The organism is Kitasatospora sp. NPDC015121, assembly GCF_055562955.1.
In genome coordinates, this window is the sequence record NZ_JBVHEH010000022.1 from 14,923 (window position 1) to 41,183 (window position 26,261).

Here is a 26,261-nt window from a genome sequence, read left to right on the forward strand (position 1 = left end):
GGAAGCGGCGGAGGACGAGGCTGCGGACGAGGAGCCGGAGAGTGCTCCGGCGGGTCCGCAGGCGACGATGATGCTGCGGCTGCCCGAGTCCCCGGAGGCGGAGGCGGAGGCGGAGGAAGCGGCGGAGGACGAGGCTGCGGACGAGGAGCCGGAGAGTGCTCCGGCGGGTCCGCAGGCGACGATGATGCTGCGGCTGCCCGAGTCCCCGGAGGGGGAGGCGGAGGCAGAGGACGAGGCTGCGGAGGACAAGGCCGAGGCCGAGGCCGCGCCCGTCGCGAAGTCCGAGCCGACGATGACGTTGCGGGTCGAGAAGGACCGCCCCGAGCAGACCGTGATGCTGCGGCTGCCCAAGGAGGCCACCGAGCCGGAGGCCGGTCCCGAGGCGAAGACCAAGCCGCTCCCCGCCCCCGCCGCGAAGCCCGCCGCTAAGTCCGAGGCCGAGCCCGAGGCGAGGACCGAACCCGTACCGGCCCCGAAGCCCGAGGCGCGGGCCAAGCCGCTGCCGACCCCGGCTCCCGTCCCCGTTCCGGCGCCCGCACCCGCGCCGGAGGCCCCGGCGCCCGTTCCGGCCGCGCCCGGGCCGGAGAGCACCATCGAGGCGCTGGAGGTGCTGAAGGCGCTGAGCGCCCGTCCGATGACGCCGTTGCGGCGGGCGCTGAAGCGGATCACCATCTGGGGGGTGTTCCTGGCCGTGGTGCTGGGCGTGCTGGTCGCGGCGCAGTTGCTGCGCCCGCTGCCGGCGCCCGAGGCGAAGCTCTCGCTGACGGACTCGTTCACCTTCGGCGGCGAGCAGCCGAACATCCCGTGGCCGACCAAGGGCCAGGCCGCCGCCGAGGTGGTGGGCGTGGGCAGCCTGGGCGCGTCGGGGGAGGAGACGCCGGTGCCGATCGCGTCCGTCACCAAGGTGATGAACGCGTACCTGATCCTGCAGGCGCACCCCCTGAAGAAGGGCGAGAGCGGCCCCACGCTCACGGTCGACCGGCAGGCCGCCCAGGAGTCCGGCAACTCGGACGAGTCGACGGTGACCCTGAAGGAGGGCCAGCAGCTCACCGAGTACGAGGCGCTGGAGATGCTGATGCTGCCCTCGGCCAACAACGTGGCGCGGCTGCTGGCCCGTTGGGACTCCGGCAGCGAGGAGGAGTTCGTCAGGAAGATGAACGCCACCGCCGCGCAGCTCGGCATGGCCAACACCAGCTACGCGGACCCGGCGGGCTACGACAACAACACCAAGTCGACCGCCAAGGACCAGCTGAAGCTGGCCGAGAAGGTCATGCAGATGGAGATCTTCAAGCAGGTCGTCGCCGAGCCGGACACCAAGTTCAACGGGCAGCGGGTCTTCAACACCAACGCGCTGCTCGGGAAGAACGGCAACATCGGCGTGAAGACCGGCTCGTCGACGCCCGCGCAGTCCTGCCTGATGTGGGCGGCGGTCAAGGAGGTCGGCGGCGTGCAGCGGATGATCCTCGGCGTGACGCTGGGCCAGCCGCAGACCAAGGAGGAGATGAGCCTGGTGCGCGCCGCCCAGCCGCCGAGCCAGCGGATCAACGTGGCCGCGCAGGCCGCGCTGGCCGGGCAGACCCTGGCCAAGCAGGGCGACGTGGTCGGCCACGTGGACGACGGCGTGGGCGGCAGGGTGCCGCTGGTCGCCGCCAAGGACCTGACCGTCGCGGGCTGGAACGGCGTCACCGCGAAGGTCACCCTGGCCCCGGTCGGGAAGATCGCCCACACCCTGGCGGCGGGCACCCGGGTCGGCACCCTCTCGGCGGGCGAGGGCGACGGCCGGGTCGAGGTTCCGGTCATCCTGCAGAAGGACCTCGCGCCGGCGTCGATCTCGGCCCGGCTGCTGCGCCTCGGCTGAGCGGGGCGGGACGCGACTGAGCGGAGCAGGACGCGGCGGAGCGGGGCGGGACGCGGCGGAGCGGGGCGGGACGCGGCGGAGCGGCCCGGACGGGGAGTCCGGGCCGCTCCGCCGTTCCCGGCCGCCTACCAGCGGCCGCGGTCGGTGCGGGAGCCGAGGTAGCGGCTCAGGGCCGGCTCCTCGGCGAGCACCCGGCCCAGCACCAGCGCCAGGGTGACGGCGCTGAACAGCACGATCAGCCAGGACAGCGCGGTGAACACCACCCCGTACGGGCCGAACTTGTCGACCGAGGCGGACATCGCGTGCGGCAGGTACACCTGGGAGGCGACGCCCAGGCAGACCTCGCCGACGCCGCACAGCACCGCGCCGGGCAGCAGCGGGTACCAGCGGATCCGGCCGCCGAGCAGCAGGTGCTGCGTCCACCACCACACGCCGGTGGAGGCCAGGAAGAGCAGCGGGATCCCCAGCCACGGGCCGGCGCCGAAGCCCTTGCGCAGCGGCACCTGGACGACCAGGAACACCAGCCAGCCGAGCAGCCACACCACCCACCGCCACAGGGCCAGCCGGGCGCTGTTCTTCGGCATCTCCCAGGCACGTTCGCAGACCCGCTGGAGGGCGCGGCTGAGCGCGGTCGCGGAGGCCAGGGTGACCAGCGCGCCGAGCACGCCGAAGCTCTGCGCGGCGCCGTCCGCCTGGGTGCTCATCAGCTGCTGGACCTGCTGCTGGGCGGTGCCCTCCAGGCCGAGCTGGTCGCGCAGCGAGCCGGTGACGCTGTGCTTGAGCGTCGCGGGGGCGAACACCGCGATCACGAACAGGGCGGGCAGCGCGGACAGGAAGGCCTGGGCGGCCAGCCGGGTCGCGTTGTCGAGCAGGTTGACCCGGATCAGGTTGCTGACCGCCCGGCCGACCAGCGGGATCCGCTCGGGAGCGCCCTTCGCGGACTCGGCGAACCGGGCCGCCCGGGCCCTCGCCGAGTCCCAGCGGCCCGGGCCGGGGGAGGGGTCCTGCTCGGCCCGCCGCAGGGGTTCTGTCGACTCCGTCACGCCGCAACCTCCGCACGCTCCGCCGGCCGGGCTTCCATCGTCACCGGCCGGCGGGGCGTGCGGGCGGCCGCCTACTTCTTCCGGGTGAGCCTGCCGAGCCGCTCGTCCAGGCCCCAGGCGGTGACCCGCCAGAGCGCCTCGACCACGATGTTGCGGCTCATCTTGGACGCGCCGTGCTCGCGCTCGACGAAGGTGATCGGCACCTCGGCGACCTTGAAGCCGGCCTTCACCGCGCGCCAGGCCAGGTCGACCTGGAAGCAGTAGCCCTGGGAGGCCACCTGGTCCATGCCGAGGCCCAGCAGGGTCTCCTTGCGGAAGGCCCGGTAGCCGCCGGTGACGTCCCGGATCGGCACGTCCAGCATCAGCCGGGAGTAGGTGGAGCCGCCCTTGGAGAGCAGCAGCCGCGACTTCGGCCAGTTCACCACCGCGCCGCCGGGCACCCAGCGGGAGCCCAGCACCAGGTCCGAGCTGCGCAGTGCGGTCAGCAGCCGGGGCAGCTCCTCCGGCTGGTGCGAGCCGTCCGCGTCCATCTCGACCAGCACGTCGTAGCCGCCGTCGATGCCCCAGCGGAACCCGGCCAGGTACGCCGCGCCGAGGCCCTCCTTGCCCTTGCGGTGCAGCACCTTGACGTGGTCGTCGGCGTCCGCGACGGCGTCGGCGAGCTTGCCGGTGCCGTCCGGGCTGTTGTCGTCCGCGACCAGCACGTGCGCCTCGGGGACGGCGGCGCGGACTCGGGACACGATCCGTTCGACGTTCTCGGCCTCGTTGTAGGTCGGGATGATCACCAGGATCTTGCCGAGACCGGCGAACGGGGTCTCCGGGGAGGAGCTCACAAGGGGTGCCTTTCAGGTATCGGCTGGCCGGAGCGGCACGCGCGGGTGCGCGCGATCTCCACGGTAGGTCACCGTACGGGGTGCCTCAGGTCGTCGGCTGCGGGAGCGGGCCGGTCGGAGCAGGACGGCCCGATTCTCCCGCACCTCCCGCCGGGCCCCGCCCGCGCCTCCGGCCCCGGCCCGTGCCCCCGGAAAAAGGGCGGGCCGCCGCGCGCAGGCGATCCGCTAGGCTATGGGGCGGTCACACCGGTGGCTCGCCTCAGTAGCTCAGGGGATAGAGCACGGCTCTCCTAAAGCCGGTGTCGCAGGTTCGATTCCTGTCTGGGGCACGAGTGTGACCAACGGGGAAGGCCCCGGTCGGAGAGGTTCCATCCTCCGGCCGGGGCCTTCATCGTTCCGGGTGGTCAGTCGTCCTGTGCCACGTCCGTGCCAGATCGCTCCGGCGGGTCCTGCTTCTCCAGCTCCTGCCGGACCATCTCGCCCATCCTGTCGGCGATGGCCCGGTCGCGGTCGCTGGTCATGTGCTGGTAGATCAGCGCGGCCCGCGCCGTGCTGTGACCCATCCGGGTCATGAGCTCCTTCGTGCTGGCACCGCTCTGCGACGCGAGGGTGTTCCCGGTGTGGCGCAGGTCATGGAAGTGCACGTCCGCCGAGACCTTGGCCTTCGCCTTCGCGGCGGTCCAGTCGTCCCGGAAGTTGCTCCGGCGCAGCCGGCCCCCGCGCGGCCCGATGAACAGGTGGCCGTTCGGCCCCTGGCCCGCGAAGTGCTCCAGGTGGTGCTGGAGGGCGCCCACGATCGAGGCGGGGAAGGCGACCGGGCGGAACCCGGCGCGGCTCTTGGGCGCCTTGTCGTAGAGCTTCCCGCTGTACAGCTCGGCCTGGTTCCGGCGGACCAGGAGGAGCCGGGCGTCCAGGTCGACGTCCCGCCGGCGGAGGGCGGCCAACTCGCCGAACCGCAGCGTGGTGAAGGCGGTCACCAGGACCAGGGCGCGCCACCGGGGTGCGATGGCGTCGGCCACGGCGAACACCTCGGGGACGGACAGGACCGGACGCTCGGGCACGTCGTAGGTGTCGGCGCCCTTGATCCGGCACGGGTTGCGCTTGATCAGCTCGTCGTCCACGGCGGTGTTCATGATGGCTCGCAGCATCTGGTACGCCTTGACCACGCTCGGTTCGCCGACCCCCGACTCCAGGAGCCCGGTTCGCCAGGAGCGCACCCGCGCCGGAGTGATCTGCACGAGGAGCCTCGGCCCGAGGACGGGCACGATGTGCAGCCGGAACACCGTTTCGTACCGCTCGCGCGTGGTCTCCTCCAGCTTGCGTTCCTTGAGCCACCGGGCGCCGTACTCGCCGAAGTTCACCTTCCCGGCGTCCGGGTCGGTCCAGCGGTCTTCCACGATGGCCGCTTCGAGCACGGACAATGCGATTTCGGCGTCGGTCTTGGTGTCGTAGGTCTTCTCGCCGGGGCGGAGCTGCCCGGTGACCGGGTCCGGGTAGCGGATCTGCCAGCGGCCGGAGGGCAGGCGGCGGACCGAGCCGAAGCGGCGCCGGTTGTTCTTGCTGTTGGCCATCAGGCGGCGCTCCTCTGGCCGGCGCGGCGGGCGGTGATCGGCTGGACGGTGCGGGCCGCGATGTAGGCGGCGACGGCGGACTCGGGGATCCGGACGTGGCGGCCGATCTTGACGAAGGCGATGCGGCGTTCGGCGATGAGGCGGCGGGGGAACCGCTCGCCGCTGGTCTCCCAGGTCCCGAGCAGCCGGGCGACCTTCTCGACCGTGAGGAGCTGTTCAGCCACGGGTGGGTTCTCCTTCCGTTCCGGGGGCGGGGGTGAGCGCGTCGACGAGCCAGCGTTCGGTGGGAGCGAGCCCGACGCCGGCGAAGGCCCAGTCGGCGAGGACGAGGGTGGTCGGTTCGTCGTCCGAAGCCGCGGTTCCCGCGAGCGCGGGCAGTTCGGTGCCGAGGGCTTCGGCACGGCGCCAGGCGGCGCGGGCGTCACGGAGGGCGCCGAGGGTGGTCGAGTAGCGGCGGGTCTTGGTGGAGAAGTGGCCCCGGAAGCCGAGCATGTGCGCCCAGGCCCGGAGGCGGAGGTCTTCCAGCTCGGGGCGGGCACCGAGCGTCCAGCAGGTGCGGATCAGCCTGCGGGCGTGCTCGGAGATGTCCAGGCCCGCGAGTTCGGCGAGGAGCTTCACGGGCCGGTCCAGGGTGCCGGTGGCGCTCTCGGCGCCCTTGGTCGCGTACTTGGCGATGTAGGCGGCGACGGCGCGTTCGGTGAGCGCGGAGCCGGCCGCGAAGTCATTGGTCCGGATCGTGCGGATGTCGAGCTGCCTGCCGAAGGCGAAGGTGTGGGCCGTGCCGTCGAGGACGGGCCCGGGGATCTCGGTGGCCCCGGCGGCGGCCCGGATCGCGTCGGCCAGGAGATCGGGGGTGGCCCAGGCCGGGGGCGGGGTGCTGCCGCCCTCGGGACCGTCCAGCCGGATCACCGCGTGGAAGTGGACGGCGCCGCGCTTCTGGTACTCGGCGACCTTGGCGAAGGAGACCCGGGCGTGCTCGCGGAACTCCCGCTGGGAGAGGCTGGCGCGCTTGGCGACTTCGCGGCGCAGGTAGATCGAGAAGCGGGCCCAGATCTTCCCCGCGTGCGCGTTCCAGAGGACGGCGGACCGGTAGTCGTAGGTGTCCGGGTTGATCGGAGTACCCAACTCGGCCGCGCCGTCCGGGTGCTGAATGCCACAGCGGCACCGGCCGGCGGAGGGCCGGTTGTGGACGGCGCCGAAGCCCGGGGCGGTGAAGGTGGCGAAGACGCGGGGGTGTGCGGTCACCATGGCGGGAGTGCCCTTACCGCCCGTGAGCCCGGCGGTGATCAGGTGGTAGGTGTCGCGCCGGTAGGTCTCCGCGCAGGCCGGGCAGCGGGTGGTACGGCGGTTGTTGCAGCGCACGAGCAGGTGGCCGGCGGCGAGGGCGGTCGAGTCGAGGTGGTGCAGGATCTCGCCGGTGCCGGTGTGGACCTCGGTGCGGTGGCCTTCGAGGCGGATGGGCCGTCCGCAGCCACCGAGCCCGGCGAGCTGCCGCATGAGGGCGGGCATGGTGCCGAGGGAGGCTAAGGCGGTCAGGTCGGCGATCGGCGGTGGGGCAGTGGCGGCCATGTGGAACACCTCCGGTGCAGCGAGGCCCGGAGCCGGGAGAGTTGGCTCCGGGCCGTGCGATCAGGACTTGTCGGTGGGCTTCGCGTGCTGGTCGGTCCAGGTCTCCGCGCAGACCTTGTGGGCGGGCTTGCCACGGTCGGAGCGGAGGTTGGTCGGCTTGTCGCAGATGCCGCAGGGTTCGGCGCGCGGGGACCAGTGCCGTTTGTCGGACCAGTCGAAGTGGGCGCCCATGGCGGTCAGCGCCGGGCGGTGGTGAGGGCGCGCCGGGCGGGGGCCGTGGTGGTGCCGGTGCCGTGGCAGGCCGGGCAAGTGACCGGGACGGTGTCGCGGGAGCCGTCGGTCAGGCGCAGGCCGGTGGCGATGGCGGCACTGGCGAAGCCGTCGCAGTTCGGGCAGATCGGACGTGCCGGACGGGTGTGCTGGGGCATCATGGTGTTCTCCTTCGCGGACTTCGGTTCGGGGAGGGTTGAGGTCCCCGGCGCGGCGGGATGCTTGGAGGCTTGCTGCCGTGCCGGGGACCGGTCTTGTGTCAGCGGCGGCGCGCGGTGCGGGTGCCGGGCTTGGCGGCGTACATCTGGCGGTCGGCCGCCGAGAGCGCTTCGGTGAGCAGCAGCGTGGCCGGGTGCGAGGTGCCGACGGAGGCGCTCACGCTCAGCAGCTGGGTGCCGTACGGGACGGGGTGGTGGAGCTGGTCGTTCAGGTCGGGGACGCGGTGTTCGGCGTCGAGGACGATGGCGGCGAACTCGTCTCCGCCGAGGCGGGCGGCGATGCCGTCGGTGCCGCACCAGGTGGCCAGGCGCTTGGCCGTAGCGGCGAGCACGGCGTCCCCGGCGGCGTGGCCGTGGGTGTCGTTGACGGCCTTGAAGTCGTCCAGGTCGATCAGCAGGACGGTGGTGCGCTCGGGGTGGCGGCGGATGAGCCGTTCGGCGCGGGTGGTGAAGCCGTCGCGGGTCAGGAGCCCGGTGAGCGGGTCGCGGCGGGCGGTGGCCAGGCGGCGGGCGAGGACGGTGCTGTGGGTGGTCCAGCCGAGCAGGGGGACGCCGGCGGCGAGGAGCGGGGCGAGGTCCATGGCGGTCCTTCCGGAGCGGGTCGAGGTCTCCGGGGCGGCGGGATGGCTTGGAGGCTTGCAACCGCCCCGGAAACCGGTCAGATGCCGAGGGAGAGGGCGCGGGCGGAGGCCCGGTCGAGCAGGTGGTGAACGTCGGCCTGGCGGGTGCCGGGGGCGTCGTTGAAGACGTCCGGGGAAACGGCGTTCAGGCCGACGAGGCGCAGCACTTCCATGACCTGGTTGCGGGCACGGCTGACCGTGTACGGGGTGCCGTAGCCGTGGGCGAGGACTGCGGCTTGGGCGCCGAGGAGGCAGACGCGGCCGGCGGAGTCCCACAGGGCGCCCTGGACCCAGCCGACTTCGGCGAGGTAGCGGGAGGTCAGCCGCAGGTGGTCCGCGACGGTGACGGCGACCGGGCGGGCCGGGCGGTGGGCGAGCCGGTCCAGCAGGGAAAGCCGCGGCTGCGGGAAACCCGCGTTCCACCGCTGCACGGTCGAGCCGAGCGGGCAGACGTACGGGACGAGGACTCGGGCCGGAGCGGGAAAGGTGGCGAGGTACGCCTCGATCTCGGCGACCAGGCCGGAGGCGTCCGGGGTCAGGACCAGCGGGCCGGGCGCGAAGGCGAGAGAGGACACGACAGGTCGCCCCTTCACTTCTGGGTGACGGCGTTGACGCCGGAGCGGGTGGTCTCGTCGATCACGGGGGCGAGGAAGGTCCCGGAGAGGTAGAAGCCGAAGAGGGCGATCAGGGCGGCGACCCACAGGCGGATGCCGAGGAACTTGACGGCGGTCCACACGCCGGCGCCGAGGACGACGACCAGGGGCAGGGTGACGTTCATGGCGGTTCTCCTGTCAGCGGATGGTGCAGCGGTGGGTGCGGGCGGCGATCTCGGCGGCGGCGCGGCTGTCGTAGTCGGCGGAGAAGCCGCAGCGCGGGGCGGTGCAGGCGGCGGTGTGCTTCTCGCGGCCACGGCCGTCGTAGTAGGTGCCGACCTGGACGGGGCCGATGCGCATCACGTTGCGCAGGCGGATCGGGCGGGCCATGGGTGACTCCCTTCTTGGTCAGGTGAGTTGAGCGGTGATGGCGTCGGCGAAGTGCGGCGGGACGCCCAGCCGGACGCGGAGGGTGTTCGGGTCGATCGGCGTGCCGGTGCGGGAGCGGTGGTCGTCGGCGATCTTGCGGGCGTGCTCCACCAAGGCAGCGGGAACGGCCACGGCTGGGGGTGCCGACGGTTGAGCGGCAGGGAGGGCGGGCACTTCTTCGGGTGCTTCGATCGGCTCCGGCTCCGGGACGGTCGCCGGGGCGAGTGGCGGGGTGATCTCGGCTTCGTAGAGCGGCAGTTCGACCTCAGCCTCAGGCTGATCTGCGGTCGAGCGAGCGGTGTTGGCGACGCTGTGGGCGAGCAGCGTGCCGCCGAAGAAGGCGAGGGCGGGCCAGCCGGCGACCAGGATGCGGAGCCAGGCCGGGACGTGGTCGAGGTCGAGCAGTCCGGCGGTGGCGACGTTGGCGCCGAGCGAGGCGGCCAGGGCGATCGCGAACCAGGTCCAGGCAGCCGGGGCCGGGGTGCCGGCGGCCCGCAGGACGCGCATGCGGTGCCAGGCGGCGACCAGGAGCAGGTCCACCGAGACGGGGTAGGCCCACGCCTTCCAGCCGTGCTGTCCGGCGGCCTGAGCGAGGTCATGGAGGTGGGCGAAGGACAGGGCGCCGGCGATGGCGGCTTGGACGAGTACGGCGTCCGCGCGGGGCAGCGGCATAGGTCGGTCCTCCTTCCGTGAGTTGGGCATGGCGGGGTAGGGACGTGGCGCGGTTGCGGTCGCGCCGACCGGATCGGAGAAGGTCAGCCGGTGACGGGACGGGGCTTGATCAGCGAAGGGCCGTCATCCGGGGTGCTCACCGGCGGGACGTAGGGGCGGAATTCGTCCAGCGAGGGCAGTTCGGGCGCGAGACGTGCGGTCTCCCGGCAGATCCCGGCAGCTTCCGCGAGGGACATGTACGGGGTGCGGATGCGGGACCAGCCGCCGGAGGAGTCGCCGGCCACCGCGACACCGGGCATTTCCGGGACGATCTGCGTGGCGGCGAGCACCGCCTCGGGCGAGATGTCCCCGAGGCCCATCCGGGCGGTCTCCACGTCGTTCACCCGGTGCACCACGCGGCCGGTGAGCTGAGCGCGCAGCATGGTGGCTCCCTTGCCCAGCTCGGAGCCGAAGCGCTGACCGCAGGCTTCCACGAACATCCCTGCGGCGCGTCCCAGTTGGGCGATCCGGATCAACTGGGTGACCATGCGATCACGTTGCTCCTCGTCCTTGCGGGTGGCGACGAGGAACAGCTCGGCGATCTCGTCCACGACGAGCACCAGCGGGACGGGCCGGATCCCGACAGGCAGGCCCCAGATGTCCGACGTGATCTCGTCGTCCGGCACCGAGCCGGGGATGCCCTGGTGACTGCGGATCAGGTCGTACCGCGCTTCCATCTCGCCCACGAGCTTGTCCAGCAGGGCACTTGCCTGACCGGAGTCCGTTGCCAGGGCCGACAGCCGGGGCGCGAACGGTGCCAGCTCCACACCGAACTTGCAGTCGATCCCGACGAGCGCCACGTCCAGCCGGGCGAGCCCGGTGATCAGGTTCCGCTGGTACACGGACTTGCCGGTGAGCGTCGCACCCAGGGTCAGGCAGTGCGGCACCGCCCGGTAGTTCCGGACGAAGGCCGTGCCGTCCTCCCGCAGGGCCACCGGGACCAGCAACTCACCGGCCGGCAGCCGACGCGGCATCCGCACCTTGCGGAGCACGTCGAAGCCGGTCATCCGCAGCTCGATCACACCGGGCTTCACCACCGAGACGTGCACGGCGTGCACACCCCAGGCGTGCCGCAGTCGCTCCGCCGAAGCCGCCACGTCCGCCGGTTCCTGCCCGGGAGCCAACCGCAGGCGGACCCGCAGACCCGTCGACGTCGGCCGAACCCGTCGGATCTTCGGCGGAACGGGGCGGATCTCCCGCCGGGTGGTCGCCCGGATGATCAGCACCCGCAGCCGGGACGGCTCGACGGTCAGGCCGCAGGCGTCCATCGTGCTGCCGTAGGTGGCGGAGAACCGGACCGCCGTGACCGGAAGACCGATCGCCGACCAGTAGAGGGACGGAGCCTTGACCCGCGCGTACGCCGCACCGCCGGCGACAGCGGCCAGCGGGCCACCCACCTCAGCGAGCGTCAGCAGCTCGGACACGGCGCTCAGACCTTCGCGGGAGCCGGGACGAGGGACGTGATCGCCATCGCGCGGAACGAGATCCCGTGCCGCTTCTGGCCGTTGAACTCGTTCTCCCAGTCGCGCGCCTTGAGCCCGGTCACCGCCACCGGCATGCCGACCGCCAGGCCCTCGGAGACGCCGGTCTCCGGCACGGTCACGTTGTAGAGGTTCGCCTCGCCGTCGTCGGCGATCGTCAGCCCCACCGTCAGGAGCTTCGCACCGGTCTCCCGGTCGATCGCCACCTCACCGGTCTGCTTGCTCACCAGCTTGAGCGCCGGGGGGATGACCACGAACACGAACGCGGTCGAGAGGTCGATCTTGAAAGTGGCCATGGGCCTACTCCTTGAGTCAGCTCCGGCGCCCGTGCGCCGAGTAGCAGCTTCTCTATGAAGGTAGGCGCAGTTTTTCTGTGAGTCAAGAAGTTCTGTGAGTAGCTGTGAAGCAGCACTTCTGCGAGTCTTGTGGCGGTCGCCACAACTTCGGTCCTGAGTTGTGGGGGCACCCACAGGTGGAGGAGGGAAAATGATCAACGGATTCGGTCTGGTGGTCCGCTTCGAGCTTCGGGACGACGAAGCCGCAGCGGCCTTCGACGATCTGGTCGAGCAGACGCTCGCCGGCATCAAGGCCCAGGAGCCCGGGACGCTCGCCTACGTCGTCCACGTAGTCCCGGACGAGCCGAACGTCCGGGTGTTCTACGAGCTGTACGCGGACCGGGACGCCTTCGACCAGCACGAGCAGCAGCCCCACACCAAGCACTTCCTCGCTCAGCGCGAGCAGTACCTGTCCGGCGTAGACGTGACGTTCCTGTCCGCCACGGCAGGGAAGGGGCCGGTGGCGGCGTGACGCCCGAGGAGCGGCGCGCCTTCGGTGCGCGGGTGGCCAAGCTGCGCGAGGCGAGCGGGATGACGCAGAAGCACCTCGCTGCTGAGATCGGTAGGACGGCGAGTTGGCTCTCGCAGGTCGAGCGCGGCATTCAGCCGGTGAACCGGCTCGACGTGCTCCGCATGCTCGCCGACGGCCTGGGCGTGTCGCTCCAAGACCTCCGCCCGGACGCGCCGGCGCCTGACGCGGTTGTGGCGGTGACGCCTACGGAGGAGTCGAACGACCTGGACGAAGCCCGGCTCTTGATCTCCGGTCACCCCGTACCCGAGGTGCTGCTGACAGCAGACCCCACCGAGGCGCCCGTGACCGTCGCGGAGCTGCAAGCCGCAGTCGACCGGGTGTGGGAGCTGACCCACAACAATCAGTTCGCTGAGCTGAGTGACGCTCTTGGCTCCCTGCTGCCGAGGATCGAGCGCGCCGCCCGGACGGCACCCACTGATCAGCGTCCTCAGCTGTGGGGCCAGCTCAGCCGGACCTATCAGGCCTTGTCCGCAGCCTTCGTGCGGCAGGACGAGGGAGACGCCGCGTGGATCGCCGCCGACCGCTCGATTCGTGCGGCTGAGGAGTCCGGGCAGCCCTTGGAAGTGTTCGCCGGCGTCTTCCGGCTCGCGCATGCATTCGTGCGCTTGAAGCACTACGACCAGGCGGACCACTCGGCCACGACCGCTCTCCACGCGTTGGAACAGCATCTCCAGGCGGGCAACCGGACCCCCGAGGTCCTGTCGGTCACTGGATCCCTGCACTTGGTGCTGGCGCTGGCCAGCGCGCGCTCCGGAGACCGTTCACAGGCACGCCAAGAGCTGGACCGTGCGAGGAAGGTCGCCCGCAGGCTGGGCGAGGACCGCAACGACTTCAACTTGGAGTTCGGGCCCACCAACGTCGAGATCCAAACCGTCTCGATCGCCGTCGATCTCGGCGATGCGGGCGAAGCGCTCGACGTCGGCACCCGGATCGACGCGTCGGGGCTCTCCGCCGAGCGACAGGCACGGCTCCTTCTCGACCTTGGCCGGGCCTACACGCAGCGCCGGCAACTCGGTGAAGCCCTAGGCTCCCTGCTTCAGGCGGAGGAGCTGTCTCCGAACCTGATCCACACCCACGTGACGGCACGGGCCACGATTCGTGAACTGCTGCTGCTCGCTGGCCGTTCGGCAACGCCGGAGCTTCGCGATCTCGCCGAGCGATCTGACGCCCGGGTGTGAGTGAGTAAAAACCTTCTCTACGGGTTCAAGGCGGCTCGCTACCGCTCGCCGCGCGCGCCCCGGCTCACCGCCGGGCCGACGCTCCTGTCTCCGCCCCGCTCCGGCCCGGCTCCCGCCGGGCGCGCGGCTGTAGCGAGTCCGCGGTGAAGCCCATGGGGCTCTGCCCCAAACCCCGGCCCTCCTCGGAGGGGAAGCCGGCGGGATCGAAGGTGCACCTTCGTCGTGGTGAACGGTGTGGGGCGCGGGACGGTCCCCTCCTCGACCGGACACCCAAGGGCGTACCCGGAACCTCCAGGGGCCGCCAAGGCCAAGCGCAAGCGTCACGGACGTGAGCCTTGGCGGCCCCTGGAGAACCCGGGTGCGGCGAAGCTGCCCGATCGAGGAGGGGATCACCCCGCTTGCCTTCAAAGTGTCCTGAGGCAGCATCAGGAAGTGGCCGACCCCAATTTTTGCTGTAGTTCTTACAAGTGGCTTTGGCATCGGATATAACTCAACACCCAAGCTCACGACCAGCCAGGGGGTTCGGTGCAGCTCGACTCCGTCACGCAGGTTATTTCCGCCGTCTCGCCCATCGCGCTCGCGCTCCTCACGGGATTTTTTACCGTGCGATCGAACCGTCAGCGCAGATCCAGCGTGGTGCTGGCGCGCTTGCGGTCCGAGATGGAAGTGGCGGAGAGCATGCCAAATGGCGCAGAGGCGAAGTCTGTGATTGAAGATCAACTTCATGCAACTGCCCTGCGCTATAGAGAGGTTTGTGTCCACGAGGACACGCTCAAGCGCGACACTGCCTCTATGGCGCTTGGAGCCGTATTTGGCCTTGGTGGCATCTGGCTAGGAACCTGGGCGGCGCTGAATGGCGGCGCGTATTTTTGGTTTTGGTTGCTTGCCATCCCCCTGGTCGTCCTAGGGGTGGTCGGGTTCTTCTACGAGCTGGCTGGCGGAAAGAGTAGGCAGGCGGCCACGAGCACAGTAGCTGCCGAGAGTGCGGCTGGCTGAAGGGGCGAGCTGATCGAGCAGCTCTGAACTGGACCTCTGAAGGTCACGCCTTGCGTGCCATAGCTGTGCCAGATCCAGCGGTATGTGGCGGGTAGTCATGGGTCTAGGTGGGCGAAAGTTGGCTGGGGCCTTGCGTGGGGAAGCCCAGTTCGGCCCGTGTGCCCTACGCCAATCCTCCTAAAGCCGGTGTCGCAGGTTCGATTCCTGTCTGGGGCACGAGTGTGACCGCAGGCCGCAGGCCCTCCACCCCCTCGGGGGCGGGGGGCCTGCGGCGTCCCGGTACGCATTCAGAAGCCATCTCATTTGGGGATTCGGCGGGTGCAGATGAGGGCGGCGGCGATGCTGACGAAGGCGGCGAAGTGGTCGGCCTTGCGTTCGTAGCGGCGGTGCAGTCGGCGGAAGGCGCCGAACCGGGCCACGGTGCGCTCGATCACCCAGCGGTGGCGGCCGAGGCGCCGGGAGGAGTCGATGCCCCGGCGGGCGATGCGGGCCGGGATCTGTCGTCGTCGCAGGTAGGAGCGGATGAAGCGGTGGTCGTAGGCTTTGTCGGCGTGCAGTTTGCCTGGCCTGCGGTGCCTGGGTCCGCGGCGTGAGCGGATCGGTGGGATCGCCTCGACGAGCGGGATCAGGGCCTGGCTGCCATGGACGTTGGCGCCGGAGGCGGCGAGTGACAGGGGCAGGCCGGTACGTTCGGTGAGCAGGTGGATCTTCGACCCGTACGTGCCCCGATCGACAGGATTCGGACCTGTCAGCTCCCCTTTTTCAGGGCCCGCGTGTTCACCGAGTCGACCGCGCACCGCGACCAGTCCGACTCGCCTTGCGCGCCGAGCTCGTCCAGGACGACCCGATGGAGCTCGGCCCAGACCCTGGCCTTGCTCCACTCGGTGAAGCGCCGGTGCGCGGTGGGCCCGGACGGGCCGAAGCAGGGCGGAAGTTGGGCCCACGTGCACCCCGACGTGGCGACGAAGACGATCGCCGCCAGCACCTCGCGGTCCCCGTAGCGGCGCCGACCACCACCCTGCGGCCGACTCGGCGCCGGCGGCACCACCAACTGGAACAGCTCCCACAGCTCGTCCGGCACCAAGCGCTCCACGATCGTCACGCGAGCAGCTTACAAACCCAAATGAGATGTCTTCTTAGTGGGAGATCCACTATGGTGGAGACGCCTGAAAGCCGTTCAAAGTGGCTCCACGGCTGTGGGCCTATGCGCGTCGCAAACCCGTACGAAAGTATGCTGGCCGGAGATTCGACGCGAATGCCTGCACACTCCAGACCGTCCCCGTGCGCCGCACTGCGATGTGATATGAGGAGAGTCGTGGCCAGGCCTGAACGTCTGATCGACCCCGACGCCGGGCCACTGGCGGAGTTCGCCAATGATCTGCGAGCTCTACGAGAAAGCTCCGGAAAGCCGAGCTACCGGGATCTTGCCAAGGTCGCGCTCTTCGCCCCGTCGGTCCTCTCCAGCGCCGCGAGCGGCCATCGTCTTCCGACACTGCCGGTGACACTGGCGTTCGTCGCGGCATGCGGTGGCGATCAGCAGGAGTGGGAACACCGTTGGCGCTGGCTCGCCCGGCATCTGGGCGTCTACAAGGTGGACGCCGCATCGGCCGGGCAGTATTCCAGCGCGACTGGCAAGCGCGGGCGGAGGTCCGTTCCCGCCGTGACGCGCCTGCCGCGGCCGAAGCAGATCCCCCGGGGTCTCACCACGTTCGTCGGCCGGGAGTCGATCACGGCCGAAGCGATAAGCCATATGCGGCTCGACGCCGACCACCGACGTCCGCTGCTGATCACCGGTCCGGTCGGTATGGGCAAGACCGCACTCGCGCTGCGCCTGGCCGCCATGGCATCGAACGACTACCCGGACGGCCAGCTCTTCGCGAACCTGAACTGTACGGATCCCGGGGCGGGCGCCCACCACGTCGCGACCGGCTTTCTCCACGCGCTGGGCCTGCCGCCGGAGTTACTCCCCGCGGACCCGATCCAGCAGGTCAATCTCTATCGCTCGATGCTTGCGGAACGCCGACTGCTCGTACTGCTCGACGGGGTCAAGGACGAGGAGCAGATCCGCCCGCTGATCGGCGCGTCGGGACAGAGCCTGACCCTCGTCACCAGCCGGGCCCGGCTGCTCGGACTCGACGACACGCATCGCATTGAGCTCTGTGCCCTCAGCAACGAGGCGTCGGTCACCCTTCTCAGCCGGATCGCCGGGGCGGCGCGGACGCGGGCCGAGTGCGATGCCGTATCCGCCGTCGCCGACGCCTGCGGCAACTCCCCGCTGGCGCTCAACCTGCTCGGCCGCCGGCTCGCGGCGCGGCCTGAGCAAACCATCCGCTCGGTCGCCGACCAGCTGAGCCGCCCCGACCTGGCGTTGGAGTTGATCGCTGTCGGCGATGTCAAGCTCCGCGACCGGCTCGCCGCCGCCTACCGACGGTTGCCGGAGGGTACCCGCTCGGCTCTGCTCTTCCTGACCCACCACCTGTCCGACGGAACCACGGCGGCCACCGCCGCCTCGGTTCTGGACATACCGCAGGCAACGGCCGAAACCAGGCTGGAGTCGAGCGTCGACGCGGGCCTGCTCTGGCGGTCCGCGACGACCGGACGTTACTACTCACTGCGGCTGGTCGGGGCGTTCCTCCGGGAGATGCTCGACGTCGAGCGCCGCAGTGTGCGCGCGCTGGAGGTGCCGCGGCGACCCGTGCTGCGCTCGGTCCCGCGATCCGGACCGGTCCCCCACGAGCCTGCCCTCAGCGGCTTCTGGTACGACTGCGGATGAGGCGCCCCGGCCACGGAATTGATTGTTCCGGCATCGGCGTCCTGGCGGTCAATTAACGTCCCTGCTGGGATCGTGCCCATGGCGAGCATCACAAAAAACTCTGATAAACGTCCGGATTCGCCGAGCGTTCTCGCGAGTTTCCGAGCTACCCCGGTCCCGGTCAGGTACCTGCTCGGGGGCATATTGGTCAACCAGGCCGGTGCCTTCGCGCAGAGCTTTCTGCTGCTCTATCTGACCGTGAACCGTTTCTCGGTCGGTCAAGCCGGCATCGCGCTCACCGTCTACAGCGCGGGAGCCGTGTTGGGCACCCTGACCGGTGGGGAGGTGACGCACCGAGCGGGTCCGCGGAACACGATCATCGGTGCCATGACCGTCTCGGCGGTTCTGATCTCGATAGTCCCCTGGCTGGCCACGCCGGCGCTCTACGGAGTGCTGCTGGTCGTCGTCGGACTGGCCGGTCTCGCCACCCAGGCCTATCGTCCGGCGTCGTCCGTGCTGCTGGCGGAGCTGATGCCGGCCGAGAACCGGGTGATGGCCTTCGCCATGCAGCGCACGGCGATCAGCGCCGGCTCGGCACTCGGCCCGCTGATCGCGGCCGCGCTGGTGCTGGTCGACTGGGACCTGTTGTTCTGGGTGGACGGCCTGACGGCCCTGGCGTACGCCGGCCTGGCTTCGATCTTCTTCCCGGCCGGCACGTCGACCAGGGCTCAGGAGCGGACGAACGTCCCCACCCGGAGTGCCTATCTCGCTCTTCTGCGGGACGGCCGGTTCCTGCTCTTCCTGCTCTCGATGCTGCTCGGCGCCGTGATCTACGGCCAGTACTACGTCGCCCTGCCGCTGCAGATCACCGCCGACGGATATCCCACCGCGGTCTACAGCGCCGTTCTGGTGGTCTCGTCGCTGACGCTCATCCTGTTCGAACTGAAGGTGACCTCGTACACCCAGAACCGTCCGGCCCACCGGGTCAGCGCGTTCGGTCAGGCGGTCTTCGGCATCGGGCTGATCGGGTACGCGCTGGCCACACTGAACGTGACCGTTCTTTTCATCGCCACGCTCCTGGTCGCGTTCGGGGCGATGTTCAGCGGACCGATGATGTTCTCGTACCCGGCGACCTTCCCGGACACGGTGAAGGCCCGCTACATCGCCGCGCATCAGGCGTCGTTCGGGCTCGGACTGGCACTGGGCCCGGTCTTCGGCGTCGCGGTCTGGGAGGCGTTGCATCGCGGGGTGTGGTGGGTCTGCGGCCTGCTGGGCTTGGTCTCGGCGGTCCTCGCCCTGGTCTCGATGGCGCCGCGGGCGGACGCCGCGCCGCGAGAGGATCCCGCGCCGCGGGAAGATGCCGCCCCGCAGGAGGACGCCGTGCCCTGACGAGGCGGTGAGCGGCCGTACGGAATGAACCGGACGAGCGCGTCAGGTGGCCGGAGCCGGCACACCTGGCGCGCTCGCGCGTGAATCGAGTATCACGGGCACGGCGACGCGCCCTCAGCGCGTGAACGCTCCATTGATCGTACCGAAGTCGATCGTGTCGGCGGTGTCGCCGTAGCCGCCGACGCCGAGCAGCGCGACCGCCGCCCTCCGCGTGCTCTCCAACGCGATCTGGGTGAGCAAGGGACCGACGCTGACCCGGGCGACGCCCAACTCGCCCAGACGCCGGACCGAGGGGGCACCCGGGCCCGCCATGATGTTCAACGGGCCGTCCACGGCGTCGGCCAGCGCCTCGATCGTCGGCTCGTCGACGACACCGGGGACGAACAGGCTGTCGGCACCGGCGGCGCGATAGATCGCAAGCCGCTCCAACGTGGCGTCGAGGCGCGTACCCTCCGGACCGACCTGACGGAGGTAGGTGTCAGTGCGCGCGTTGACCACGAGGTCACCGTCGGCGGCAGCCGCCGCCGCCCGAGCCGCTCGGATCCGCTGTGCGGATTCAGTGCACACGGGAGTGAGAAGGGTTGCGGGTCGGCGCGAAGCAGTGAAAGGAATCTACGCAGGTCAAGGCCGGTGCGGCATGCATCGACACAGGTCAGGTCCCTGCCCTGGAAGATCTCCTAAAGCCGGTGTCGCAGGTTCGATTCCTGTCTGGGGCACGAGTGTGACCGCAGGCCGCAGGCCCTCCACCCCCTCGGGGGCGGGGGGCCTGTGGTGTCCCGGTACGCATTCGGTACACGTGCCAGGGTGGAACCGTTCGAGGGCGGACGCGCGTGGCGGCCGAGGACGAGCCGGCCGGGCGCTGCTTCCGGGACCTCGTGCACCGGCTCGAAGCCGTGCTGCGGGACTCGTTCAGGCCCGGGTGGCGGGGCTCCTGCGGGCAGGTCGTCCTGGGGGCCGACGCCGCCCAGAACGTGCCGCTGGCCGAGTGGCGGCGGACCTGCCTCCGTTGACTCCCGCGAACGCGGTCGGCAGATCGCGCCGACGGCCGACTGCCGGCGGACGGGACCGTGCCGTTCACTCGGCGGAGCCCGGCTCCATGCGGTCGACCGTCTGCTCGCTCCAGGCCCGGATGACCGATTCCTGCTCGGGGGTCAGCGAGTCGAGGAAGTGGCGGCGGATGTTGCCGCCGTGCACGAGGATGGCACTCTGGGCGGCGCGGCGCCCCTGGGCGGTCAGTCCGACCCCCGCGCGGCGACCGTCGGCCCCGTACTGGGTGCGCTTGACGAAGCCGCGTTTCTCCATCCGCGTCAGCTGGTGCGAGACGCGGCTCTTGTCCCAGTCGAGTGACTCGGAGAGCTCGCCGACCCGCATCTCGCTGCCGGCGGCCCGCCACAGTGTCACCAGCACGCTGAACTCGGGTTTCGAGATGTCGCAGTCACGCTGCAGGCCACGCTCCAGTTCCCTGGCGAGCAGGCGCTGCGCGCGCATCCAGGCGTCCCAGAGCTCCCACTCCTCGGGTTCCAGCGATCGAGTCTCCGTCATGCCGCCGAGACTACCGCGACCAGGAGAGTTGTCACGTCAACTCGTGCCCGCCTAGAGTTGACGTGACAACTCTCCTGGAGGGAAGACCATGCCGCTCCGCATCGCGCTCATCCTCGGAAGCACCCGCCCCGGACGCCGCGGCGACCAGATCGCCGCCTGGGCGCTGGAGGCCGCCCGCGCCCACGGCGGCGCCGACTACGAACTCCTCGACCTCGCCGACCACGACCTCGGCAACCTGGACGAGCCAGGCAACCCGAACCTCCAGCAGTACCGGCACGACCACACCCGTGCCTGGGGCGCACTCGTCGACGGCTTCGACGGCTACGTGTTCCTCGTCCCCGAGTACAACCACTCCTATCCCGGAGCCCTGAAGAACGCCTTGGACTACGTCTACCGGGAGTGGAACGACAAGGCCGCCGGGATCATCAGCTACGGCGGCTGGGCCGCCGGAGCCCGGGCCGCCGAGGCGCTTCGGCTCGTCCTCGCCGAACTCCAGGTGGCCACCGTGCGCACCCAGCCCACCGTCTCCACGCACCCCTCGTTCCGCACCGGCGCCTTCGTCCCCCAGGAGGGCCTCGACACCGCCGTGGCCGGCATGCTCGATCAGCTGACCGCCTGGTCCGCCGCGTTGCGGGAGGTGCGCAGGGCCAAGGCGCGGACGGCCGAGGCCGCCTGAGGCCCGGTTCGCGGCCGATCGCGCGCCAGGACGCGGCGAGCAGGCGGACGCCGCCCGGGAGGCACTGAAGCTCCGGCCGCCGACTGCCGGCCGCTGACTGCCGACTCGGCGTCGCGCGCTGGGAGAACCTGTTGCCAGGGTGCGGCACCCAAGGGGCCGGGCGATCGTCACCGTCCGCCCGGGCGACTGCCCGGGCGGATCCGGAAGGAGCCGCCCGGGAGGGGTGCGCCGGAGCCCGACCCGCCCGAACCGCGGCCTGAAGGCGGCGATCGAGTCACCCACCGGATCGGCAGCCTGGCGATCGGCTCTGACTCGCCCCGTCGGCCACCGGCCCCACCCCGCCGGCGCCCGGGGGAGGACGTGACGTTCGGAATGCCCTGATCGTCCGCCCGCCCGCGCCCTCACCGAACCCCACCGGGCTGCGCGCGGAGGCAGTCGCGGACGGACTTGGTGACAGCGGCGACCAGGCGGCCGCGGCCGCCCGCCCGGGTGGCCGGGACGACGGCCACGGTCTGTCCGGCGGCGACGAACTCCAGCTTGTCCTCGACGGTGTCGACGAACGGGCCGTCCGGCGCGGGGTCCCCGCGGGGGCGCGGATCGAGGCGCCAGGAGGCGCTCCACTCGGCGTCGGCGAAACGCGGGACGGGCTCGTCGGCGATGTCGTCGATCGTCACGGCTTCCCTGCCCGCCGGCCGGTGCTGCACGGATCCCGGCAGCATCCGGGGCTCGTCGCACAGGACGGTCACGTCCAGGCCGTCCGTGCGCAGCGGCAGTCGGGTCACCACGGTGTCGACGCGGTGGTCGAGCAGGGCCCGGCGCGGCTCGTTCCACTCCAGGAGCGGGGTCCGCGCGTCGGCGTCGGGGTGGCGGCGGCGGAAGCCGAGCAGGGCCGGGGTGGCGACGAGTCCGGTGGTGTAGCGCCGACCACGACCCGGGCGGGCCGGGCCGCGCCTCTCGCCCGCGGCGCGGAGCGCGGCAGAGCCCCGGCGCGGGGCGGGAAGGCGCCGCCGGCCTCGGTGAGCCGCGTTCCCTGCCGGTCGCGGTCCAGCGGCCGGGCGCCGGTCTCGTCGCCTTCGGTCGCGGCTTCCTCGCCAACCCCGACCCGGTCGAGCGGCGGCGCGCCGACCTGCCGCTCGCCCCCGTCGACGAGAGCGGCTTCTGCCGGGGCGGTGTCGCCGGACGCCTCACCCGCCCGACACGCGCCCACGCGGCCTGAGCGGTCCGGCCGGTTCAGCGGGTCGTGGGAGCCGACGGTGCGACCACCTCGCGCAGCTCGGCGGCGGCCTGGGCCATGAGCTGGGCGAGGGTGGTGTCCGGCTCGGCCAGCCAGCGGGGCAGGGCGCGCCGGTGGATCGCCAGCACCACGTCGATGATGAAGCGCGCCCTTCCGGGCTCGACGCCGCGGCGCTCCAGCGCCGACGCCAGCGCGTCGGCGATGTCGGCGAGCTTGATCAGATCGCGCTCGGCCAGTGCCGGGTTGGCGGCGATCACTCTTCCACGGCGCAGCAGGAACTCACGCGGACCGACGACCTCCTCCGCGGCGCCCAGTGCGGTCAGCAGCACCTCGATCGGGGCGAGGTCCGGGTCGGCCGCCTCGACCTGCGCCACGAGGTGGGCCTCCAGCCCGTCTCCGGCGAAGAGGACTTCCCGCTTGTCGGGGAAGTAGCGGTAGAAGGAGCGCTCCTTCAGGCCGGCGGCGCCCGCGATCTGGGCGACCGAGGTGCGCTCGAACCCCTGGGCCTCGAAGAGTTCGAGCGCCGCGCGCTCGAGTCGGCCCTGCGCGTCGGAATCCCATCGTGGCATGCCCACCAGGATATGACGGCAGAGGCTGTCGTCACATCCTGGTAGGGTCGATGACAACAGATGCTGTCATCATGTTGGAGATCATCGTGAAGGCTCTGCAATTCGACCGGTTCGGTCCTCCGGACGTGATCGTGCTCCGCGACGTCCCACCGCCGCAGCCGGGGCCCGGACAGATCCGGATCGCCGTGCGGGCGTGCGGCCTGACACCGGCCGACTGGCACGTCGTCGACGGTCTCCTCGCCGACCGTCTGCCCCCGCTGCCCCGCGGGCTCGGGTTCGAGGTCGCGGGCACCGTCGACGCGCTCGGCGAGGGTGTCACCGGCGTCCGGGTCGGCGACCGCGTGTTCGGCCCGGCCGCCTTCGACGGCCCGACGGCCGGCGCCGCCGAGTACGCGCTGATGCCGGTCTGGGCCCGCATCCCCGAGGGCGTGAGCGCCGAGCAGGCCGCCGCGCTGCCGATGGCGGCCGAAACGGCGTGGCGCGCGCTCGACGACCTCGACGTACAGCCGGGTGAGCTGCTGCTCGTCCACGGCGCGGGCACCACCGTGGGCGAGGCGGCGGTGCGCTTCGCGCTGCACCGGGGCATTCGGGTGATCGCCACGGCCGGGCCGACTCGCGCCGCCGCCCTGGGAAGGATCGGCGCCCGGGTGACCGCCTACGGCGAGGGCATGGCCGGGCGCGTCAGCGAACTGGCCCAGGGCCCGGTGGACCGCGCCCTGGACGCCACGCCGACCGGGGGCCGGATCGACCGCCCCGACCTGCCCGGTCCGGCCGGCGGCTCGCTGCCCACGCTGATCGGGCTGACCGGGGATCCCGACCGCGTCCTCACCCTCTCGGACTTCGCCGCCGCGGCCGAACTGGGTGTCCGGACCACTACCGAGATCCGCTACGACCGGATGGACGAGTTCGCCAGGCTCGCCGGCGAAGGCGTCCTGGTCGTGCCGGTCGCCCGCACCTACACCCTCGACCGGATCCGGGAAGCGGCCGAGCTCAGCCGATCCCGCCGCCCCGGCGGCAAGCTCGTCCTCGTCCTGTGACCACCCGCCCGACCCGGCCGACGACGGAGCCGGGTTCGGCGCGTTGCGGGCGACGGGCGCGGTCCTGCGGGGCCGGGCGATCGGGAGCGACCGGGCCGACCCCGCGCGCCGGACCACCTGACCACCTGGACGGGCACGCGCGGCCCACGGCCGCTGATCACACGTCAACCGTCCAGAGACGCGGCAGGCGGTCGCCGTCCATGACGGTGCCCGCCTGCTTGAGGTGGCGCACGGTGATGGTGACCTCGTGCTGTCGGATCGCGGCGATCGGGGCCAGGCGCTCGGTGATGTAGCGGTACAGGTCGGCGGTGTCGCGGCAGGTGACGGCGACGACGAGGCTGGCCGGACCGGACACGGCGCCGACGAAGCCGACCTCCGGGTGCAGGGCGATCTCGCCGCCGACCCGGTGGATGTCGGCCGGGGCAACGGTGAGCCAGAGGGTCGCGGCCGCGCGGAACCCGATCAGGGCGTAGGCGACTTCGACGTCGACGAAGAGCAACCCGCGCTCCAGGAGCGCCTCGACCCGCCGGGCGACCGCGCTCCCGTTGCGCCCGGTGGCGGCGGCCAGCGCCGCGTAGGAGATGCGGCCGTCGGCGGCGAGCGGCGCGAGGAGCGCGTCGTCGTCGGGGGTGAGACCGGGCTCGTCGGCGGTGCGGCGCACGGGGACGCCGCGGCGCGAGCGGGTGCCGAGCGCGGCGATCTCCCGGGCGTCCAGGCGCGCGTCGAAGCCCTGCCACTCGTGCAGGCCGGTTCCGGCGAAGACGTGCAGCAACGAGGCCGTCGAGACGTCGGTGACCTGGCTCAGGCGCGGGAGGTTCCTCAGGACGAGCTCGTCGCGGTCGCGCGGGTCGTCGGCCCGCAGCGCGCACGTCACCTCGGTCCCGGCCGCGGCGAGCGTGACCCACGAGACGTCGGGCCTGCGGGCGAGCGCGGCGCCGATCGGCTCTGCCGCGCCCGGGGCCGTGCGAATGCGGACGAACAGGCTCTCGCGCGACGCGCGCGGATCGGGGAGGACGACGACGCGCAGGACGCCGGCCTCGCGCAGACGCCGGTAGCGGCGGGCGACCGTCTGCTCCGAGGAGCCGAGCGCCCGGGCGATGCGCCGGAACGAGGCGCGCCCGTCGAACTGGAGCGCGCTCATGATCCGGCGGTCCAGCGGGTCGATGATGGTGGTTCTCGTCTCCACGGCCACGATTGTGGCGGAATTCCACGGGGAACGCCGATTCACTGGTCGTGATCCGGGGCGTGCGTGACCGTCGGTGCATGACCTCTTCCGCTTCTCCCACCACCGTCGCGACCGGGCGCGGACGCTGGGCACCACTGCTCGCGATCTGCCTGGGCACGTTCATGCTGCTCCTGGACGTCTCGATCGTGAACGTCGCGCTGCCCGACATGTCGACCGCGCTGGAGGCCTCGTTCACCGGCCTCCAGTGGGTGGTCGACGCCTACGCGCTCGCGCTCGCCGCGCTCCTGCTCCTCGTCGGGTCGATCGCCGACGCCGCCGGCCGCCGCCGCACCTACGCGGTCGGCCTCGCGGTGTTCGTCGCCGCGTCGCTGGTCTGCGGCATCGCGCCGTCCGTCGGAGTGCTGGTCGCCGCGCGGTTCGTGCAGGGCGCGGGCGCCGCGGCGATGCTCGCGACGACCATCGCCCTGCTCAACACGGCCTACTGCGGCCGTGACCTCGGCACTGCCTTCGGCATCTGGGGCGCGACCTCGGGTGCCGCGGTCGCTGCCGGCCCGATCGTGGGCGGCCTGCTCGCCCAGGGCCTCTCCTGGCGCTGGATCTTCTTCGTCAACATCCCGATCGGTCTGGCGACGATCGTCATGGCCCGGCGCACGCTCGGCGAGTCGCGCCTCCCGCAGCGCCCGCGGATCGACTGGGCCGGCGGCGGCGCCTTCACCCTGGCCGCGGCCGCGCTGACCTTCGCCCTGGTGCGGGCCGCCGAGGAGGGCTGGGGCTCCGGGCAGACGCTCGGGACGCTGGCCGTCTGCGTCGCCGCGCTGGGTGCGTTCGTGGCCATCGAGCGGCGCGTGGCCGAACCCATGCTGGACCTGGCCATACTGCGCCGCCGCTCGTTCGTGCTCGCGTTGACCGCCGCGGCGCTGCTCTCGATCTCCGCCTTCGCCGGCCTGATCTACGTGTCGATCTGGCTGCAGACCGTGCTCGGCCTCGGCGCGATCTCGGCCGGTCTGGTGACGCTGCCACTGAGCGGGGTCGCCTTCCTCGTGGCCAGCGGCCTGGGTCGCGTGCTGCACGGCGCGTCGCCCCGCTGGACGGTCGGCGGCGGCCTTGCGGTCATCGGCGTCGGCGACCTGCTCATGCTCGGCCTCGACGGCGGCTCCGGATGGGCCGCGGTCCTGCCCGGGCTGGCCGTGATCGGGATCGGGTCCGGTGTCGTGATCCCGACGGTCGTCGCCGCGGCGATGGCCGCGGTCCCGCGCGAACGCGGCGGGATGGCCGCCGGCGCGGTGAACACGGGACGCCAGCTCGGGTTCGCGGCGGGCATCGGCGTGCTGGGCAGCATCTTCAGCGCCCGGGTCGACGCCCTCCTTCCGGGAGGCGCGGAGATCGCGCACGCTGTGACCAGTGGCGGGTCCGCCGCGGTCCTGGCGGCTGCCCCGGCCGGCTCGCGGGCGACCCTCGACGCGGCGATCCACGCGGCCGTCGGCGGCGCGCTGGGCACGACCTTCCTCGTGGCCGGTGCGCTGGGCGTGGTCGGCGGGGCGGTGGTCTCGCTGCTGCTGCGCGAGCCGGCGGCGGAGCACGCGGCTGAGCCTGCGGGGGAACGGGTGGAGGCGCGGGCGTAGGCGGGGCGGGACGGCGG

General features: G+C 71.7%; 30 protein-coding genes and 1 tRNA gene. 11 read left to right on the plus strand and 20 right to left on the minus strand.

Annotated elements, in window-relative coordinates; all coding sequences use genetic code 11:
• Positions 1–1,858 (plus strand): serine hydrolase (locus ACZ3J7_RS28810; protein ID WP_465626053.1); only part of this gene is annotated, 1,858 nt, incomplete at its 5' end.
• A 125-nt stretch (positions 1,859–1,983) separates the two neighbouring features.
• Here the strand turns inward: ACZ3J7_RS28810 and ACZ3J7_RS28815 are convergent.
• Positions 1,984–2,901: a YhjD/YihY/BrkB family envelope integrity protein gene (locus ACZ3J7_RS28815; RefSeq protein WP_465626055.1), complete on the minus strand. Its 918-nt coding sequence runs from the start codon at positions 2,899–2,901 to the stop codon at positions 1,984–1,986.
• 71 nt (positions 2,902–2,972) lie between these two features.
• The gene (locus ACZ3J7_RS28820; protein ID WP_465626057.1) at positions 2,973–3,734 is read right to left on the minus strand and encodes a polyprenol monophosphomannose synthase; all 762 of its coding nucleotides are present in this window, start codon (positions 3,732–3,734) and stop codon (positions 2,973–2,975) included.
• A 256-nt stretch (positions 3,735–3,990) separates the two neighbouring features.
• Here ACZ3J7_RS28820 and ACZ3J7_RS28825 point away from each other — a divergent pair.
• Positions 3,991–4,063: transfer RNA gene (locus tag ACZ3J7_RS28825), tRNA-Arg, on the plus strand.
• Positions 4,064–4,138: 75 nt separating this feature from the next.
• Here ACZ3J7_RS28825 and ACZ3J7_RS28830 read toward each other — a convergent pair.
• The 12 genes from ACZ3J7_RS28830 to ACZ3J7_RS28885 form a co-directional block, all read right to left on the minus strand.
• The gene (locus ACZ3J7_RS28830) at positions 4,139–5,305 is read right to left on the minus strand and encodes a tyrosine-type recombinase/integrase (protein WP_465626059.1); all 1,167 of its coding nucleotides are present in this window, start codon (positions 5,303–5,305) and stop codon (positions 4,139–4,141) included.
• Positions 5,305–5,529 (minus strand): excisionase family DNA-binding protein, encoded by a 225-nt coding sequence (locus ACZ3J7_RS28835; protein WP_465626061.1) that lies wholly within the window; start codon positions 5,527–5,529, stop codon positions 5,305–5,307. Before ACZ3J7_RS28835 ends, ACZ3J7_RS28830 begins: the two co-directional genes overlap by 1 nt.
• Positions 5,522–6,874, minus strand: coding sequence for a replication initiator (locus ACZ3J7_RS28840; RefSeq protein ID WP_465626063.1), 1,353 nt, complete (start codon positions 6,872–6,874; stop codon positions 5,522–5,524). The genes ACZ3J7_RS28835 and ACZ3J7_RS28840 overlap by 8 nt, the downstream gene beginning before the upstream one ends.
• Before the next feature lie 60 nt (positions 6,875–6,934).
• Positions 6,935–7,105, minus strand: a complete 171-nt coding sequence (locus ACZ3J7_RS28845) for a hypothetical protein (RefSeq protein WP_359783941.1) — start codon at positions 7,103–7,105, stop codon at positions 6,935–6,937.
• Positions 7,106–7,110: 5 nt separating this feature from the next.
• A complete protein-coding gene (locus ACZ3J7_RS28850) occupies positions 7,111–7,305 on the minus strand; it encodes a hypothetical protein (RefSeq protein WP_465626065.1) in 195 nt (64 codons plus the stop codon).
• Between the two features lie 98 nt (positions 7,306–7,403).
• The gene (locus ACZ3J7_RS28855) at positions 7,404–7,943 is read right to left on the minus strand and encodes a GGDEF domain-containing protein (RefSeq protein WP_465626067.1); all 540 of its coding nucleotides are present in this window, start codon (positions 7,941–7,943) and stop codon (positions 7,404–7,406) included.
• 77 nt (positions 7,944–8,020) lie between these two features.
• Positions 8,021–8,557: a DUF6197 family protein gene (locus tag ACZ3J7_RS28860; RefSeq protein WP_465626069.1), complete on the minus strand. Its 537-nt coding sequence runs from the start codon at positions 8,555–8,557 to the stop codon at positions 8,021–8,023.
• Between the two features lie 14 nt (positions 8,558–8,571).
• Complete coding sequence (locus ACZ3J7_RS28865; RefSeq protein WP_465626071.1) at positions 8,572–8,760, minus strand: hypothetical protein; 189 nt, start codon at positions 8,758–8,760, stop codon at positions 8,572–8,574.
• A 13-nt stretch (positions 8,761–8,773) separates the two neighbouring features.
• A complete protein-coding gene (locus ACZ3J7_RS28870) occupies positions 8,774–8,965 on the minus strand; it encodes a mobile element transfer protein (RefSeq protein ID WP_359783936.1) in 192 nt (63 codons plus the stop codon).
• Between the two features lie 18 nt (positions 8,966–8,983).
• Positions 8,984–9,676, minus strand: a complete 693-nt coding sequence (locus ACZ3J7_RS28875; RefSeq protein WP_465626073.1) for a DUF2637 domain-containing protein — start codon at positions 9,674–9,676, stop codon at positions 8,984–8,986.
• Between the two features lie 83 nt (positions 9,677–9,759).
• Complete coding sequence (locus ACZ3J7_RS28880; RefSeq protein WP_465626075.1) at positions 9,760–11,139, minus strand: FtsK/SpoIIIE domain-containing protein; 1,380 nt, start codon at positions 11,137–11,139, stop codon at positions 9,760–9,762.
• 5 nt (positions 11,140–11,144) lie between these two features.
• Positions 11,145–11,492 (minus strand): SCO3933 family regulatory protein, encoded by a 348-nt coding sequence (locus ACZ3J7_RS28885; protein WP_465626077.1) that lies wholly within the window; start codon positions 11,490–11,492, stop codon positions 11,145–11,147.
• A gap of 190 nt (positions 11,493–11,682) precedes the next feature.
• On the opposite strand from ACZ3J7_RS28885, the gene ACZ3J7_RS28890 reads away from it, so the two are divergent.
• The 3 genes from ACZ3J7_RS28890 (at position 11,683) to ACZ3J7_RS28900 (ending at position 14,237) form a co-directional block, all read left to right on the plus strand.
• The gene (locus tag ACZ3J7_RS28890) at positions 11,683–12,003 is read left to right on the plus strand and encodes a putative quinol monooxygenase (protein WP_465626079.1); all 321 of its coding nucleotides are present in this window, start codon (positions 11,683–11,685) and stop codon (positions 12,001–12,003) included.
• Positions 12,000–13,241, plus strand: a complete 1,242-nt coding sequence (locus ACZ3J7_RS28895; RefSeq protein ID WP_465626081.1) for a helix-turn-helix domain-containing protein — start codon at positions 12,000–12,002, stop codon at positions 13,239–13,241. Before ACZ3J7_RS28890 ends, ACZ3J7_RS28895 begins: the two co-directional genes overlap by 4 nt.
• Positions 13,242–13,766: 525 nt before the next feature.
• Complete coding sequence (locus ACZ3J7_RS28900; protein WP_465626083.1) at positions 13,767–14,237, plus strand: hypothetical protein; 471 nt, start codon at positions 13,767–13,769, stop codon at positions 14,235–14,237.
• Between the two features lie 299 nt (positions 14,238–14,536).
• Here the strand turns inward: ACZ3J7_RS28900 and ACZ3J7_RS28905 are convergent.
• Positions 14,537–15,333 (minus strand): IS5 family transposase gene (locus ACZ3J7_RS28905; RefSeq protein WP_465626258.1). Its coding sequence is split into 2 segments (ribosomal slippage): positions 14,537–14,997 and positions 14,997–15,333, totalling 798 coding nucleotides; the frame shifts between segments, so codons are not numbered across the junction.
• Positions 15,334–15,552: 219 nt separating this feature from the next.
• Between ACZ3J7_RS28905 and ACZ3J7_RS28910 the strand changes: the two genes are divergently transcribed.
• The gene (locus ACZ3J7_RS28910; RefSeq protein WP_465626085.1) at positions 15,553–17,010 is read left to right on the plus strand and encodes an NB-ARC domain-containing protein; all 1,458 of its coding nucleotides are present in this window, start codon (positions 15,553–15,555) and stop codon (positions 17,008–17,010) included.
• Between the two features lie 78 nt (positions 17,011–17,088).
• Positions 17,089–18,378, plus strand: a complete 1,290-nt coding sequence (locus tag ACZ3J7_RS28915) for an MFS transporter (RefSeq protein ID WP_465626087.1) — start codon at positions 17,089–17,091, stop codon at positions 18,376–18,378.
• 114 nt (positions 18,379–18,492) lie between these two features.
• Here ACZ3J7_RS28915 and ACZ3J7_RS28920 read toward each other — a convergent pair whose 3' ends face one another.
• Positions 18,493–18,945: an isocitrate lyase/phosphoenolpyruvate mutase family protein gene (locus ACZ3J7_RS28920; RefSeq protein WP_465626089.1), complete on the minus strand. Its 453-nt coding sequence runs from the start codon at positions 18,943–18,945 to the stop codon at positions 18,493–18,495.
• Positions 18,946–19,208: 263 nt separating this feature from the next.
• On the opposite strand from ACZ3J7_RS28920, the gene ACZ3J7_RS28925 reads away from it, so the two are divergent.
• Positions 19,209–19,388 carry a hypothetical protein gene (locus ACZ3J7_RS28925; RefSeq protein WP_465626091.1) on the plus strand — a complete coding sequence of 60 codons (180 nt, stop codon included), beginning with the start codon at positions 19,209–19,211 and terminating at the stop codon, positions 19,386–19,388.
• Positions 19,389–19,452: 64 nt separating this feature from the next.
• Here the strand turns inward: ACZ3J7_RS28925 and ACZ3J7_RS28930 are convergent, their stop codons facing one another.
• Entirely contained in the window at positions 19,453–19,920 is a 468-nt protein-coding gene (locus tag ACZ3J7_RS28930; protein ID WP_465626093.1) for a MarR family winged helix-turn-helix transcriptional regulator, read from the minus strand.
• 88 nt (positions 19,921–20,008) lie between these two features.
• Between ACZ3J7_RS28930 and ACZ3J7_RS28935 the strand changes: the two genes are divergently transcribed.
• Positions 20,009–20,596, plus strand: a complete 588-nt coding sequence (locus ACZ3J7_RS28935; protein WP_465626095.1) for an NADPH-dependent FMN reductase — start codon at positions 20,009–20,011, stop codon at positions 20,594–20,596.
• Positions 20,597–20,997: 401 nt separating this feature from the next.
• Here ACZ3J7_RS28935 and ACZ3J7_RS28940 read toward each other — a convergent pair whose 3' ends face one another.
• Together ACZ3J7_RS28940 and ACZ3J7_RS28945 are read right to left on the minus strand one after the other, a co-directional pair.
• Positions 20,998–21,483 carry a substrate-binding domain-containing protein gene (locus ACZ3J7_RS28940; protein ID WP_465626260.1) on the minus strand — a complete coding sequence of 162 codons (486 nt, stop codon included), beginning with the start codon at positions 21,481–21,483 and terminating at the stop codon, positions 20,998–21,000.
• A 343-nt stretch (positions 21,484–21,826) separates the two neighbouring features.
• Positions 21,827–22,399 (minus strand): TetR/AcrR family transcriptional regulator, encoded by a 573-nt coding sequence (locus ACZ3J7_RS28945; RefSeq protein ID WP_465626097.1) that lies wholly within the window; start codon positions 22,397–22,399, stop codon positions 21,827–21,829.
• A gap of 86 nt (positions 22,400–22,485) precedes the next feature.
• Between ACZ3J7_RS28945 and ACZ3J7_RS28950 the strand changes: the two genes are divergently transcribed.
• On the plus strand, positions 22,486–23,436 hold the full coding sequence (locus tag ACZ3J7_RS28950) for an NADP-dependent oxidoreductase (RefSeq protein WP_465626262.1): 951 nt from the start codon (positions 22,486–22,488) through the stop codon (positions 23,434–23,436).
• A gap of 157 nt (positions 23,437–23,593) precedes the next feature.
• Here ACZ3J7_RS28950 and ACZ3J7_RS28955 read toward each other — a convergent pair whose 3' ends face one another.
• Positions 23,594–24,622 carry an Lrp/AsnC family transcriptional regulator gene (locus tag ACZ3J7_RS28955; RefSeq protein ID WP_465626098.1) on the minus strand — a complete coding sequence of 343 codons (1,029 nt, stop codon included), beginning with the start codon at positions 24,620–24,622 and terminating at the stop codon, positions 23,594–23,596.
• Between the two features lie 77 nt (positions 24,623–24,699).
• On the opposite strand from ACZ3J7_RS28955, the gene ACZ3J7_RS28960 reads away from it, so the two are divergent.
• A complete protein-coding gene (locus ACZ3J7_RS28960) occupies positions 24,700–26,244 on the plus strand; it encodes an MFS transporter (RefSeq protein ID WP_465626100.1) in 1,545 nt (514 codons plus the stop codon).
• Positions 26,245–26,261: the final 17 nt, after the last annotated feature.

Bases quoted from the DNA above. Each gene is read 5' to 3' on its own strand.
- ACZ3J7_RS28870 (WP_359783936.1), bottom strand. From the start codon at position 8,965: ATGGCCCGCCCGATCCGCCTGCGCAACGTGATGCGCATCGGCCCCGTC.
- ACZ3J7_RS28830 (WP_465626059.1), bottom strand. From the start codon at position 5,305: ATGGCCAACAGCAAGAACAACCGGCGCCGCTTCGGCTCGGTCCGCCGC.
- ACZ3J7_RS28865 (WP_465626071.1), bottom strand. From the start codon at position 8,760: ATGAACGTCACCCTGCCCCTGGTCGTCGTCCTCGGCGCCGGCGTGTGG.
- ACZ3J7_RS28845 (WP_359783941.1), bottom strand. From the start codon at position 7,105: ATGGGCGCCCACTTCGACTGGTCCGACAAACGGCACTGGTCCCCGCGC.
- ACZ3J7_RS28935 (WP_465626095.1), top strand. From the start codon at position 20,009: ATGCCGCTCCGCATCGCGCTCATCCTCGGAAGCACCCGCCCCGGACGC.
- ACZ3J7_RS28945 (WP_465626097.1), bottom strand. From the start codon at position 22,399: ATGCCACGATGGGATTCCGACGCGCAGGGCCGACTCGAGCGCGCGGCG.
- ACZ3J7_RS28890 (WP_465626079.1), top strand. From the start codon at position 11,683: ATGATCAACGGATTCGGTCTGGTGGTCCGCTTCGAGCTTCGGGACGAC.
- ACZ3J7_RS28855 (WP_465626067.1), bottom strand. From the start codon at position 7,943: ATGGACCTCGCCCCGCTCCTCGCCGCCGGCGTCCCCCTGCTCGGCTGG.
- ACZ3J7_RS28875 (WP_465626073.1), bottom strand. From the start codon at position 9,676: ATGCCGCTGCCCCGCGCGGACGCCGTACTCGTCCAAGCCGCCATCGCC.
- ACZ3J7_RS28930 (WP_465626093.1), bottom strand. From the start codon at position 19,920: ATGACGGAGACTCGATCGCTGGAACCCGAGGAGTGGGAGCTCTGGGAC.
- ACZ3J7_RS28960 (WP_465626100.1), top strand. From the start codon at position 24,700: ATGACCTCTTCCGCTTCTCCCACCACCGTCGCGACCGGGCGCGGACGC.
- ACZ3J7_RS28840 (WP_465626063.1), bottom strand. From the start codon at position 6,874: ATGGCCGCCACTGCCCCACCGCCGATCGCCGACCTGACCGCCTTAGCC.
- ACZ3J7_RS28885 (WP_465626077.1), bottom strand. From the start codon at position 11,492: ATGGCCACTTTCAAGATCGACCTCTCGACCGCGTTCGTGTTCGTGGTC.
- ACZ3J7_RS28850 (WP_465626065.1), bottom strand. From the start codon at position 7,305: ATGATGCCCCAGCACACCCGTCCGGCACGTCCGATCTGCCCGAACTGC.
- ACZ3J7_RS28915 (WP_465626087.1), top strand. From the start codon at position 17,089: ATGGCGAGCATCACAAAAAACTCTGATAAACGTCCGGATTCGCCGAGC.